The 13,980-nt window shown below is 46.2% G+C and carries 11 protein-coding genes; 4 read left to right on the forward strand and 7 right to left on the reverse strand.

The features are described 5' to 3' along the window. Nucleotides 1–118: 118 nt before the first annotated feature. Nucleotides 119–1,387 carry a cytosine deaminase gene (locus tag GUA98_RS08865; RefSeq protein ID WP_110823174.1) on the reverse strand — a complete coding sequence of 423 codons (1,269 nt, stop codon included), beginning with the start codon at nucleotides 1,385–1,387 and terminating at the stop codon, nucleotides 119–121. Beyond that, nucleotides 1,356–2,633, reverse strand: coding sequence for a cytosine permease (codB, locus tag GUA98_RS08870; protein ID WP_193722758.1), 1,278 nt, complete (start codon nucleotides 2,631–2,633; stop codon nucleotides 1,356–1,358). Before codB ends, GUA98_RS08865 begins: the two co-directional genes overlap by 32 nt. A gap of 536 nt (nucleotides 2,634–3,169) precedes the next feature. Between codB and GUA98_RS08875 the strand changes: the two genes are divergently transcribed. Then, on the forward strand, nucleotides 3,170–3,724 hold the full coding sequence (locus GUA98_RS08875) for a GNAT family N-acetyltransferase (RefSeq protein ID WP_193722880.1): 555 nt from the start codon (nucleotides 3,170–3,172) through the stop codon (nucleotides 3,722–3,724). 112 nt (nucleotides 3,725–3,836) lie between these two features. Here the strand turns inward: GUA98_RS08875 and GUA98_RS08880 are convergent, their stop codons facing one another. Further along, nucleotides 3,837–6,089 (reverse strand): glycoside hydrolase family 3 N-terminal domain-containing protein, encoded by a 2,253-nt coding sequence (locus tag GUA98_RS08880; protein ID WP_193722759.1) that lies wholly within the window; start codon nucleotides 6,087–6,089, stop codon nucleotides 3,837–3,839. A gap of 191 nt (nucleotides 6,090–6,280) precedes the next feature. On the opposite strand from GUA98_RS08880, the gene GUA98_RS08885 reads away from it, so the two are divergent. Continuing rightward, nucleotides 6,281–8,296 (forward strand): ATP-dependent DNA helicase, encoded by a 2,016-nt coding sequence (locus tag GUA98_RS08885; RefSeq protein WP_193722760.1) that lies wholly within the window; start codon nucleotides 6,281–6,283, stop codon nucleotides 8,294–8,296. A gap of 253 nt (nucleotides 8,297–8,549) precedes the next feature. On the opposite strand, the gene GUA98_RS08890 is transcribed toward GUA98_RS08885, so the two are convergent. Then, the gene (locus GUA98_RS08890; RefSeq protein ID WP_193722761.1) at nucleotides 8,550–9,230 is read right to left on the reverse strand and encodes a TetR/AcrR family transcriptional regulator; all 681 of its coding nucleotides are present in this window, start codon (nucleotides 9,228–9,230) and stop codon (nucleotides 8,550–8,552) included. Between the two features lie 141 nt (nucleotides 9,231–9,371). On the opposite strand from GUA98_RS08890, the gene GUA98_RS08895 reads away from it, so the two are divergent. Then, nucleotides 9,372–10,721: an MATE family efflux transporter gene (locus GUA98_RS08895; protein ID WP_193722762.1), complete on the forward strand. Its 1,350-nt coding sequence runs from the start codon at nucleotides 9,372–9,374 to the stop codon at nucleotides 10,719–10,721. Between the two features lie 138 nt (nucleotides 10,722–10,859). Here the strand turns inward: GUA98_RS08895 and GUA98_RS08900 are convergent, their stop codons facing one another. Beyond that, nucleotides 10,860–11,576 (reverse strand): 3-ketoacyl-ACP reductase, encoded by a 717-nt coding sequence (locus GUA98_RS08900; protein WP_153978965.1) that lies wholly within the window; start codon nucleotides 11,574–11,576, stop codon nucleotides 10,860–10,862. Between the two features lie 166 nt (nucleotides 11,577–11,742). Continuing rightward, the gene (locus tag GUA98_RS08905) at nucleotides 11,743–12,114 is read right to left on the reverse strand and encodes a winged helix-turn-helix transcriptional regulator (RefSeq protein WP_153978966.1); all 372 of its coding nucleotides are present in this window, start codon (nucleotides 12,112–12,114) and stop codon (nucleotides 11,743–11,745) included. Between the two features lie 295 nt (nucleotides 12,115–12,409). Here GUA98_RS08905 and GUA98_RS08910 point away from each other — a divergent pair, with 295 nt between their 5' ends. Further along, nucleotides 12,410–12,937: a DinB family protein gene (locus GUA98_RS08910; RefSeq protein WP_193722763.1), complete on the forward strand. Its 528-nt coding sequence runs from the start codon at nucleotides 12,410–12,412 to the stop codon at nucleotides 12,935–12,937. Between the two features lie 132 nt (nucleotides 12,938–13,069). On the opposite strand, the gene GUA98_RS08915 is transcribed toward GUA98_RS08910, so the two are convergent. After that, nucleotides 13,070–13,978 (reverse strand): LysR family transcriptional regulator, encoded by a 909-nt coding sequence (locus GUA98_RS08915; protein ID WP_153978968.1) that lies wholly within the window; start codon nucleotides 13,976–13,978, stop codon nucleotides 13,070–13,072. Nucleotides 13,979–13,980 lie beyond the last annotated feature (2 nt).

Here is a 13,980-nt window from a genome sequence, read left to right on the forward strand (position 1 = left end):
AAGAATTCACGATTAGATGTGATTTCTGATTGATCCTGCCACCCCGAGGGGATTTTTATAATTAATGCCTGGAGAATGCTTCATGTATAATGGGCCTAATTCATTTCAATCTCATTGCTTATTTATTAAATGTTACCTTCTCCAAACCGCCTTCAAGAATGATCGATGTATCCCGTGGTTTCGTTTCCGCGATTTTGCGGCCGCCTCTGAACGAGTAGAGCACACCGGCTTGTTTACGGATGGCTTCATATTCATTCTCTGCTTCCAGAACGATGAAGTTGGCAGGCTTGCCTTCTTCAATGCCGTACACATCCTCGATATGAAGCGTTCTTGCGCTGTTTTTGGTAATCAGGTCAATGGAATTGACGATCTGATCGTAACCAAGCAGCTGCGAAGCATGGATCCCCATATGCAGCACCTGAAGCATGTTACCTGTTCCGAGTGGATACCATGGATCGAAGATGTCATCGTGACCAAAGCACACGTTCAGACCTGCTTCCTGCAGCTCTTTGACACGTGTCAGTCCTCTTCTTTTCGGATACGTATCGAAGCGTCCCTGCAGGTGGATGTTAACCAGCGGGTTGGATACGAAGTTCAGGTCAGCCATTTTCAGCAATCTGAACAGCTTGTACGTATATGCATCATTGTATGACCCCATGGCCGTTGTATGACTCGCTGTCGTGCGGGAACCCAGTCCACGTTCATAGGCTTCCTTGGCCACGACTTCGACAAAACGGGATTGCTCATCATCGATTTCATCACAGTGAATGTCGATTAGACGGTCATATTTCTCAGCCAGGTCAAATGCAACCTTCATTGAATCGACGCCGTATTCTCGCGTGAATTCGAAGTGCGGAATGCCTCCCACAACGTCAACGCCCATTTTCAGCGATTCTTCAAGCAGCTCCACACCGTTGGGATAGGAATGAATACCTTCCTGCGGGAAAGCGACCAGCTGGATGTCAATGTAAGGCGCCATCTCTTCTTTTACTTCAAGCATCGCTTTAACTGCCGTCAAGCTTGGATCTGTTACGTCCACATGTGTCCGCACATGCTGGATGCCCTGCGCCATTTGCCATTTCAGCGCCGTTTTGGAACGTGTCTTCACGTCTTCATGCGTCAAAAATGCTTTGCGTTCGGACCACCTCTGAATGCCTTCGAACAGCGTACCGCTCAAATTCCATTCCGGCTCACCTGCCGTTAACGTTGTATCCAGATGAATATGAGGCTCAATGAACGGTGGCAGTACAAGTGAACCGCCCACATCGACGACTTCCTCATTCGCAGCAGCAGCTGGCTCCTGCGTGATTTGTTCGAACTTCCCGTCTTTTACGACGATATTCCATAGACCTTCTTTACCCCGCAATTTCGCGTTCTGTATAATCATTCATTTTCCCCTTTTCTTTGGATTCTTTCGCAGGAACGATCAGCATAAGTACAATATAGGCTACCGCTGTACCCAGAAGGGCATTCAACGGCGTTACTCCTGGTGCAAGCTGAGCGAATGCCACACCGATCGCCCAAGCCGCCATCGCTATCCAGTTTACCGTTTTGAAAGTCATCTCGGCAAACGGTTTATAATTTCTGCGCTTCACGAAGAAGTAATCTGCAATGATAATGGCCCCGATGGACGGTACGGCTGCGCCGAGTACATTCAGGAAACCAACGAAGTTGTTATACATCCACATCGCAAAGATGGTACCCACGATGCCGTTAACGATAACGAAGAATTTCTTCGAAATTTTAGTGATGTTGGCAAAACCAAGTCCCGAAGCATATAGAGCATTGTCGTTCGTTGTCCAGATATTCAATCCCAGAACGATGATCGCAGGAATGATCAAACCTTGCAGGAACATGACTTCCGAGATATCGGCCAGGTTATACGCCATGGCGCCGACTGCCCCGAACAGGAACATGAGTGAATTACCCAAGAAGAATGCAATGACAGTTGCGATGACTGCCTGGCGTGACGTACGGGCAAAACGGGCAAAGTCTGGCGTTAACGTTCCCCCGCTGATAAATGATCCGATACAAATGGTTAGTGCGGCTGCTGCAGTGAGCGACTGTGCTGGCGTGTAATCAAATAATCCTTGCAGACCGCCCAGTGTGTCTGTTCCTTGCAACATGGAGTAACTCCCGAGAATGGCAATAGCCGGAACTGCAATATAACCCAAAATGACAAGTGACTTCATCCCGAAGATTGCAGATGCCGTCATGGCGAGACCAAACACAAAGATTAACAGGTACACATTCCAATCCATCGCTTTGGCAACAGGAATCGCGAACATCGCTACGCCGACACCGAACCATCCAACCTGCGTGAATCCGAGCAGGAACGAAGGCAGATACGACCCTTTCTCACCGAATGCATATTTGGCCAGCAAATGTGTGGACAAGCCTGTCTTCGACGCGATATGTGCCAGTGCTCCCGTATAGATCCCGAGCACCAAATTACCCGCAAGCACGATACCAATGAACTCCATAAACGTTAAGCTGACACCAAGTGTTCCTCCTGCCAGCATGCTTGCTGAGAAGAACGTGAACCCCAGCATAACGGACAATGTCTTCCAAAAATGGTTTCTCTGCGTTTTTGGCACTGCCTGCCATGAAAATTCTTGATCTTGTTTGCTCATCAGAATACCCCCAACTTAAAGTGTCCTGATACCAAAAAGCAGAAAAAAGAGGCAACTCGTCAGGTCTTAACTGACAAGTAGCCTCTTTTTTGCATCATAATCCGCGCGAAGACGCAGAGCATCCCTGAACGGAATATGCCCTGTTTCATGCGTGATTATAAAAATCCGCTGCCCTTGCCAGCCTCTCTGGACTGAATTAAAGGTACCAGTATTCAATTACGTTCTATTATTTTGAAAAACGCCACAGATGTCAATGTCATTATTATCCAAACACGATAAAACAGTTATGGAATCAAGCTTTTCTTCTTAGACCTTTTTTATGTTTTAAGTATGAATAGCCCTTCATATCTTCGTTAACGATTATCCTTGCATCCTTGTTCTCAACAGATCCATCCTGTGATAAACTGGCCTTGCTTGATCTGGTTAAGTCTGAAAGGTGTGATGACCATGGCATATAAGCTTGATTCTCGAAACAAAAACGTACGTTCATGGAAGCAGCAATCCAATCTAAAGGAGATGTCACGTTAAAATTGACTATGGTGAAATTTGATTATAGGTCAGAGACAGAGCGATTAATCATCAGACCTTTACAAAAAGACGATTATATCAATTGGTTGTATGCATTCGAAAACCGCTTCCCCTCCCAACATCGTCATGATCAAGGGAAAGTGGACATGACGGAATGCACACGAGATTGGTTCCATCATTTGGTAGATCGACATCAAGAGCTAGCATGCACAGATGCGGTTTATGTATTTGGGGTATTTAGAAAGGAAGATGGTACCCATCTGGGTACCATTGATATTGCAACCTTAGCCAGAGCTAATTTTCAATGGGCCAGCTTCGGCTATACGATCCATAATCAATATTGGAGGCAAGGATACGGCAAAGAAGCAGTAAAAGAAGCTCTTAATATAGCATTTGAACATTTGAAATTTCACCGTATAGAAGCCCATATTAATTTGGATAATACCCCTTCAATAAAACTTGCTGAACACGTAGGTATGGAATTTGAATGTATACGCAAAGGCTTCATACACGAACATGATGAATGGACGGACCATTTGGTTTATTACAAAAATATCAATTAATTTATTTTTTATACTGGGGAATCCAAAAATCAAAATTAAAAGACGGACTCCGTAGCTGGAGTCCGTCTTTTGATTATTTTATGATTATCTTTTTGATTATTATCAATAGGTTTTAATTCGTTTTCACTGGCAACTTGCCGGTAGCTTCTTGATGACCAAGCAGCACGTTGATTCCGGCTTCCGTATTGGGCACCTGTTTGCCATAAACAGTAAGTCCTGAGCGAATGTTCTTCAGATATATCGTTTCATAAGGGTTGCCGAGTGACAACAGCGTGTAGCGTTGATTACGAGTGTTCATCTCATTGATTAAGGCTTGATAAGCGCTCCATCCAAACTGGCTTGCTACGTTACGGAACTGGTAGGAAGCCAGGATGACATAATCGGCTTTGGCAACCGTCTCTTTCGTTTGTGCTTGTCCAATTAGGGCAATGTCCGTCTTTAACGACAGGTTATTGGATGCCTGCTTCAACTGTCTCTCGAGCTGCTTGGCTTGCTCCTCTTCCGCTGCAACAATAACGACCCGATCTCCTTGTTGCAATGAATCCGGGCGTTTACCGTCACGGCTGGCCAACAGGGTCACTGCTCGCTCTGCAATTTCCCGCTCCACCTCGCGATGCCCCTGTGAACCGATAACTTGGTTAAGCTTGGCCAGCTTAGACGTAAGGCTCTCACTGTGTTCAAACAAGCCATACTTCGCTTTCAGTTCCAAAATGCGCTCAACGGATGCATGAATGGTTTCGATCGGAATCGTTCCGTTCTTCACCGCATTCACGAGTGTTTGGTGAGCAGCCGCAGAATTCTGCGGCATTAGGATGATATCCACACCGGCGTTGACCGCCCGTTCTACCGCTTGGTCTTCACCAAAATGCTCCGCTATTCCATCCATGGTGAATGCATCTGAAATAATGATCCCCTCATATCCCAGCTCTTCCCGAAGCAGACCATTCAACACCTTTTTGGATAACGTGGCAGGAACAGGCACGCGTTGTCCGTCTTTAAGCGAAGTGACCTGTTCGTTGTCGATGGCAGGAAAAGCAATGTGTGCAGTCATGATCATCTCTACCCCGTTCTCGATTGCTGCCTGAAAAGGTTTCAGTTCCACCGAATCGAGCCGCTCGCGATTATGCGTCAGGACCGGCAATCCGAGATGGGAGTCAACCATCGTGTCCCCGTGTCCTGGAAAATGCTTAACTGCCGCAATAACGCCCGATTGCCGCAGCCCCGTTATCGTTGCGAGACCAAGTCTGGTGACCAGATCTGCATCTGAACTGAATGATCGCATACCGATGATCGGGTTGTCCGGATTGCTGTTAATATCCAGCACTGGCGCAAAGTTGATGTTCAGTCCCAGTGCTTTCAGCTCTTCTCCCGTCAGCAGTCCGGCCGCTTCGGCCAGGGCTGAATCTCCGGTTGCGCCTAGAGCCATTTGACCCGGCAAATTGGTGCCTCCAGGGATTCGCTTAATAACGCCTCCCTCCTGGTCAATGCCAAGAAACATCGGAATGTCCCCTGATTCCATTTGCAGATTGTGCGTAAACGTTGTGACCTGCCGAGTGTCTACAATATTTTTATCGAACAGGATTAAGCCGCCCAGATCCTGATTATGGATGCTGCTTTTCAACCCTTCATTAACGGTCGTGGTCACTTTACCATTCCACTGCCGAATGTCAGGCATAAGCATCTGACCGACCTGCTCACTCACGGTCATATAAGAAATTAGCTTGTCCCAATCCTGTGCCTGAATGGCTGCCTGGCGTTCGAACTGAATCAATCGTGACATAAATACGGCATATTCTGCTCGCGTGACCGTTTGATTCGGACGGTAGGTGCCATCTGAATATCCGCCGACCAAACCATTGGAGCTCATGACGAGAATGGGCGCTGCTGCCCAATGGCTTTCCGTATCGGACCAATTGGCGGTTTGCTTGCCTTCCGATAGAGAATATGCGCGCGTTAAGAAAGCTGCAGTTTCAGCGCGGCTAAGCGGTGCATCCGGACGAAAGGAACCATCCGGGAATCCGCTGGCAAGTCCATTTTTAGAAGCTATCGCAATTTCTTTAGTAAAGGCGTGTGTCTTGGGAACATCCGAGTAAGTCATACCTTCAGCAGGCTTCTCAAGCTGTTCCGGATATAGCTCCCGCACCAGAAAGGTGACAGCCTGTGCTCTTGTGACAAGCCCTGCGGGTTTAAATTTCCCATCTCCATACCCTGCGACAGTTCCCCGCTTCGCCATATACTCAATACCGTCTTCTGCCCACTTGGAATACTGTAGATCATTAAAACGCTCTTCGGCTGCTGCATTTCCCGCCCATATGAGCATGGAGCCGAGAACGGCGCCGAATATGCCTAGCATTTTTCGCTGCATTTGTATCACTCCTGTTGCGGTTCTATGTAAGATAAATAGACGCTTAGATATCCGTTTTGTTGCGTTTAATAGTCGTGGACGTGATCATCCATGCTGTGCACTTGACTGTGAATGACGCATCTAAGATAATTAGGGTTTCACTAAAAATAGCCAAAGAGGAAGATTTTACATTGGGAAGTGAGGTGAATGTCTTGAATTGGTTAAATGAACTCTCCAAATCACAGAAACGCAAACCGAAAAAGGAGCTCGAACGCTCACTTGTGGAAGGCATCTTTCGGGTGTATGACCGTTTTCCCCGAATGGGTCTTCGCGAGCGGATTGGGCAGCAGGATATGTCTCTCGATATAACGGATGCCTATGTTAACGGGCGTAATGCCATGATTGAAGCTGGCGTAGGTATCGGCAAGTCCTTTGGATATCTCATCCCCAGTCTGCTCATTAATCAGGTGTCACAACAGCCCATTATTATCGCCACATCCTCCATACAGCTTTCGGAACAGATACATAAGGATCTTCGCGTCATCGGCAGCCGGCTCGGCTTCAATACAGTACGCTCTGTCGTAGGGAAAGGCATGGGCCAGTATGCTTGCCGTAACAGGGCTGCGGAATTGTTCAAGCCAGATGATCCCAATTCCCACTTGTCCGCCCTTGCTCAGCGAGTAATCAATTATGAAATTGATGAAAGAGCGGATATCCAAGGCGGAATTAGTGATACTGAATGGTCTAATGTGTCCGTAAATGATTGCCAATTCGAACGTTGTCATCATAAAAATGGATGCATGTTTTACAAAATGCGAGCCAAAATTAATGCAAGGCCAAGCGAGATTGATTTTATTATTGTGAATCAGGATCTGCTCATCCGGGATCTGATGAAGAAAAAAGAAGGAACACGGGGCATCATTACCGAAAGACCGGCTCTAATCATTATTGATGAAGCCCATAATCTGGAGGCCAAAGTTAGAGACGCAAGGACGCTGGAGTTCACATTAAGAGGCATCTGCCGTACGCTGGAGGACACGGTGCAATTGCTCATGAAGCAGTCTATGGACAAGATGCTCCTTTCCCAATCCAAATTCATCAAAAGATGTGCTCAGCATATTTTCAAACAAATCGACGCTGACCTTCTCCGAGAGGCCAAACAGGATAGCGACCGTATCAAGATTTCTGAGATGCAAGGCATACCTTTCCGCCAAGTCTCCCAACATTTGAAGGACCTTAGTCTTCGCTTATCGGTTCTGACCTCACGCAACGAGCGGGAGATTGACGAAGTTTATGAAGCTATGAACGGGCTTATATCTCTCATGGATGTTTTGGCTAACACAGACGAAAATCATCTGAGTTGGGCAAGCAGGACACTTCGTGCAGCTACCATCAGTATCTGTCCCAAAGATATAAGCCAGTTTCTGAAACATACGTTATTTAACGGCAAGACGTCTGTGATTCTCACGTCGGCCACAATGTGTCAAGGCGGAGACACGCTGGAGGAACAATATTCTTATTTAACACAATCACTTGGTTACAGGGGCGATTATATGGACCGCAAACCCTCTCCATTTGATTATACCAACCATGCCATGATGTACATCTCAAACAAGGTTCCAACCTATCATTACGATCAGCGCGAATTGTATCTTGAAGCAGCCTACCACGAAATGATTCAGCTCTGTAATCTAACCCAAGGTAGAACACTGGTCCTTTTTTCTGCCAAGGAAGACATGAAGTATATTCATCAGAAGTTGATCTCACATAAGAGTCAATATCCCTGGGCGGTACATGTTCAGAAGGAGGGATCTTCCCAAGATGGGGTAATCGCTGAATTCCGGGGAAGTAAAGGTGTGCTGCTTAGTACAGGCGTTTTCTGGGAGGGTGTAAATATCGAGGGTCCTGACCTGTCCCAAGTCATTGTTTTCCGTCTGCCCTTCCCTGTTCCGTCTGATCCCATCTATGAGTATAAAGCATCTGTATCGGATAATTCGTTCATGGACGTGTTTGTACCGGACATGCTTCTTCGGTTACGGCAAGGAACAGGACGATTGATTCGCAGCGAAACGGACCTTGGCGTGCTCAGCATCCTTGATTCTCGTCTTAGCGCAGCAGCAGGGAAGAATTACCGGGGACAGGTGCTGGAAACATTGCCTTTTAAAAAGGTGACCGAGGATTTTTCGGTTCTGAAAAATTTTGTACACGAAAAGGGCATTAAACGGTAAGTTGAAATGGGATACGACTGTTAACGATGGGTTGCGGACAGTCATTAAAGAGTCGCATTATGGGCGTTCAACATAAAAAAGCTGATACGGTCTTATCACTCGCATCAGCTTTTTCAGTTTACAATCCAACAAGGGAATGCACCTGGGCAATTACTTCCCTATATACACTATCTCTATTTCGTTGCACGTTATGTCCAGCGCATCGTAAGGTCTGCCGGTGCAACTTCATCCCCAGATGAGCAATGAATATTGATTAATGGTTCTGCTCCTTGATTACCTGCTCAATCCCCATCAAAATCAGCTTCAAACCAAATTCAAAAGCCTGATCGGTCCACATGACCTCAAAAAGTCCGCTTTTGTACATTCCTCGGAAAAGTCCCGCTTGTGCCTCTGTCATAGAGTCCAGAAGTTCGTTCATTTGCCCGCCTGGAAATTCTACCTCGTCCTCCTGCATCACGGCAATATTGCGCTGATGTTGATAATCATCCAGAACGAAATAGAACACATAGTTTGTAAGCGTTATAACGGCTTGCAATTTTTGCTCTTGCTCAAGTGGGGTCGATTCCACGCAAAGCAACATACGGTTGGTGAATTGAATCATGTCAGGTTCATGGGGCAACGTCATCATCATGAGCTGCGTTGAGCAGGGATAACGACTCAACACTCTTCGCATGGTTATGGCTAATTCCTCCAACTGCTCTTTCCAATTCCCCTCCGAATTGAACTCGTCCAGAATGATTTTCGATATCTGGTTAGCCAGTCGTTGATAGAGATTCTGTTTGCTCTTGAAATACCAGTATATAGAAGGCGCTTGAATCCCCAGACGATCGGCTAGTCGTCTCATGCTGAATTTCTCAATGCCCTCTTCTCCCAAAAGTCCCCACGACGCTTCCAATATTTTATCTTCCGTGATTTGTGGCTGTTGCTTTTTCATTTATACCCGCCCTTTATCTAACAGTGTAAGTTTTACTTTACAGGTTCATACGCTCATGATATCATCTTACACTGTAAGGTACAAACTAACACTGTTAGATTGCCAGCAATACTAAATTACATGAAGAAGGTAGTGACCCACATGGATGCAGAAAACCTCCATTATTTTGAAAAGGCTCCAATCACCAAAGCCGTAGCTCACTTTGCCATCCCGATGATGCTTGGCACGTCAATGAATGTCGTATATTCCATCCTGAACGCCTATTTTCTCGGTACGCTGGGCAACACAGCGATGTTAACCGCTCTTGCGCTAACCTTGCCTTTGTTTGCCGCCATCATGGCGTTAGGTAACTTGATCGGCATAGGCAGTGGTACCTTCATTTCCCGTTTGCTGGGCGAGCAGAAATATGATGACGTAAAACATGTGTCTTCCTTTGCGCTCTACAGCAGTTTAGTTCTTGGTATACTCGTAATGGCCATCGGTCTTCCATTGATCGATCCCATCGTTCATGGCTTGGGCGCCACAACAGAATCATTTGGATTCACTAAAGAGTATGTCACCGTTATGCTGATTGGCTCGCCATTTGTAATCCTGTTTTTCACACTGGAAAATATCGTACGTTCCGAAGGAGCGGCCATCACGTCAATGGTCGGCATGATCCTCAGTGTGGTCGTAAACATCATACTTGATGCGGTAGTCATCTACGTCTTTCACTGGGGCGTTATTGGTGTAGCCTCTGCTACCGTGATCTCCAACCTGGTTGCGAGTGCGTTCTACGCCTTTCATATGGGTAATAAAAGCCGTTTACTCACCATATCTGCCAAATGGTTTAAGGCAAGCAAAGACATCCTGAGTAATGTATTTAAAATTGGTGTTCCTGTCTTTATCATGAGTATCTTCCTGGGGGCCATGTCGCTTTTCTTGAACCATTTTCTTGCCGATTATGGGGATCAGGCTATAGCTGGTTACGGGATAGCATCACGTTTGCTGCAGTTTCCTGAATTTATTTTGATGGGGTTATGTGAAGGAGTTGTCCCACTGATTGCTTTCACGTTTACGGCGAACAGGCTGCGTATGAAACAAACCATTGGATTTACGATTAAAAGCATTCTTGTTCTAGCCGCAGGGTTCGGCATCATCGTTTATCTGATCTCGGATCATTTAATCGGGCTATTCACGAATGATCCGCAGCTCATTGAAATGGGAAGCTATATTCTGCATGTAACATTTCTGTCCCTGTTCATCTCAGGAATGACGACGCTGTTCACAGGCATTTTCCAGGCAACCGCCCAAGGAACCGCCGCATTTGTCATGTCCATTATTCAAGGAGTTACACTGATTCCTGTGCTTTTCATCGCGAATCATATGAGCGGCTTCCATGGTGTAGTCTGGTCACTTGTTATTGCGGATGCGGTTGCTTTCCTCGTTGGTGCGGGCATGATGTTTATGCTGCGGAATAAACTGCAGCCTGAACTGGAACACCTTGTGTAGTAGAGAATATTATCGAGGATTTGTGTGACTAGGCCAGAACGTTGCAAAACAAAAATAAGCCGCTTAAGCAGCGACTTATTTTTGTGTATTCTAGAGTGCATTTTTAATTTTTACGATGCACTAATATTTCTATCCAATTTACGGATTCGTTGACCATAGACCCGCATGCTTCAGCAATACGCGTGGGTGCAGCTTCAGTTGTGCCACGATCAGGTCTGCCAGATCTTCAGGCTGCATCACCTTATCCGGATTGCCGTCCGTCAACTTGAGCTCGACCGCCATATCCGTCGCAACGGTGCTAGGAGTCAGAGCCGTAACACGAATATTTTTCTTACGTACTTCGAGCATCAAGGACTCGGTGAGTCCATTCACAGCTGCCTTGGATGCAGTATACGCACTCGTAAGCGGCGCACCTTTTTGTCCAGCCGTAGATGAAATGTTAATGATATCGCCTGTGTTGCGCTCCATCATTTCTGGCAATACCGCACGCGTCGTGTAATATACACCTTTCACATTGACATCAATGATATTGGTCCATTCTTCCGGTGTTAACTCCATGAATCCGCCGAATTTGCCAATACCTGCATTGTTGATCAGAATATCGATCGCTCCGAGCTCTCCCCGCACAGACTCTACTGCTGCCGTAATGGAATCCAGATCGGCCACATCAGCTGCAGCTATCGCTACGTTCACATTGTACGATTTAAGTTCTTCCTTGACCTTTTGCAAATTCTCAAGCGTACGGCCTACAAGACCTACGTGAATGCCCTCTTGTGCAAATGCAATGGCAATCGCGCGGCCAATCCCGCGACCTGCTCCTGTAATTAATGCTACTTTTCCTGCTATGGACTGCATATTATTGTTCGCTCCTTCGAATATTAGATAAGTTAAATTGAATTAAAAAATCTAGCGTTAAAAACAATCGTTCTCAACTTCTATTCCATTCTAACTGCCCTTACTTTAAATGAAAAGCATGCACTTTTTGGTGCGGTGGTTACCAAACGGTAACTGCCACATCTATTTACTTGCTTTCTTCCTTAAGCTGACTTAGCCGATTCAGACCCCAAGTATACATCATTTCCACAATGGGCAGTATGCTCATTCCTACTTCTGTCATCGAATATTCAACCTTGGGTGGGACATCCGGATAGACTTCTCGATGAACGATGCCATCCTCCATTAGCTCACGCAGCTGGCTTGTCAACATTTTATGTGAAATTTTAGGAAAGAGCTTTTGTAAATCGCTAAACCGGTGAGGTCCTTCCACTCCCAAATGCCATAAAATAACCACTTTCCATTTGCCGCTAAGGATCGATAACGTATACTCTTTCTCGCAATGGTAATCCTTTTGGGCTAGTCGATCCCGGATATCTTGTCTCAGCGAATCTGTCATGTCTAATCATTCCTTTATTGAATTAAACTTTCTGTTAGCGATCTCGCTACCCCCGTGCTCCACACAACAACGTATTTAGCGACCTTTCGATTATACCATCCCATGCCTGAATGGAAGACGATAACGTGAAACGGAAGTGATCACGAAGCTGCTCTATCAATCTACTCTAGAATTGATTCACCCTATTAAATATTAACAACATAAAGGAGCAGCTTCCTGCCATTGAAAGGTTGAGAATATGTCCAGGCATATACTACAATTAATCCAGAGCTAGAAATCCAAAGGAGGCAATACCATGCTTGAAAGACCAACGACAGAGGAGTATGCAGCTTTTTATGAAGGGTACATAAAACGGGTTCCCGAAGGGAATATCATCGAACGGTTGGAGCAGCAATCCAATATCGTACAATCCGTTCTGTCCTCCTTGACTGAGGAGCAGGCGAATTACCGTTATGCTGAAGGCAAATGGAGCGTAAAAGAGGTCATTGGCCACCTAACGGATAATGAACGTATTATGAGCAGCAGGCTCCTTCGTATCGCCAGAGGCGACCAAGCAAATCATCCCGGTTACGATCAGGATGTCCTTATGCAAAGTCATCCATTCGATGCGTACACCGTGGCCGATCTAAACGAAGAATATGCGGCCGCACGCCGCTCCACTCTGCTCATGCTTCGTCACATCACCCCGGAAGCCTGGCTGCGTAGAGGAATTGTTAGCGATAATCCTGCTTCTGCTCGATCCATTGCTTACGTTCTGGTTGGACATGAACTGCACCATCTGTCCGTTCTTCGCGATCGTTATGCAGTAGATTTGCCATTATAATTAACACAACCTTTTTGAAGTGACTCCCCATTATCGTTATCGGACAGACGTTGAACCTTCGTTCTCTGAAGTTTTCAACATCTGTCCGTCATTCTTTAATCCTTCGTTTAGCGCTTACGAATCACCTTAGATTTAAAAATGATCTGTCCCTCCCTCTTTCGCAATGACCTCTCTTGCTGCTTCGAGGAAAGATAACAACATGGGTGAAAGCCACTTGTCCTTATGCCATAACATTTGTGTATACACGTGCAAGTCAGCAATTTGCCATGGAAGAACGACCAGTTCCCCCCGATCTACTTCCGCTTCCGTTGTTAATTCCGGCAGGAACGCAATACCTATTCCGGCCATGGCACATTGCTTAATCGCTTCAGCATTTTGAAATTCCAAATGTGTAATGGTATCTATCCCCTTTTTCTCGAATGCCCGGTCAAACATGGTTCGATATGTACAGCCCTTCTCATTGGTCAGGAACACTTGGCCGTGAAAATCTTCAAGCTTTAATACTGTATACTGCGCAAGTGGATGATCCGGCGCAGCGTAAAAACGGAATGTCTCTTCCACCAACGGTTCCACTGCAAGACCTGTAGATCGAATGGGTTCGTCCAACATAAAGACCACATCAGCGGTCCCCTCAAAAAGCGTGTGCTTCAGTTGTTGGTTGGGAACGGAGCGAAAAATTAGGCGAACTCCCGGATGCCTTGAACGAAACAGATGAAAGACCACCGGGAGCCGATACGCACATAGAACCTCATTGGCACTTATGGTTAAAGTTCCGCTTAAATGTTCATCGTCGTGAACAGCATTTCGGGCTTCATCCAATTTATCCAGAGCACTCTCAATATGAATTAAGAAGCGTTTCCCGGCTCCTGTGAGTACAAGCTGCTTACCCAAGCGGTCAAAAAGCCGAACACCCAGCTCATCCTCCAAAGCCTTGATCTGCATCGTCACGTTCGAAGGTACATAGCCCATAGATTCGGCTGCCCTGCTGAAATTAAGGGTAGATGCGACAGTGCGGAACATATTTAATTGGCGCAATTCCATGT

The sequence above is a fragment of the Paenibacillus sp. P13VS genome, from assembly GCF_015143645.1.
GTDB lineage: Bacteria > Bacillota > Bacilli > Paenibacillales > Paenibacillaceae > Paenibacillus > Paenibacillus xylanilyticus_A.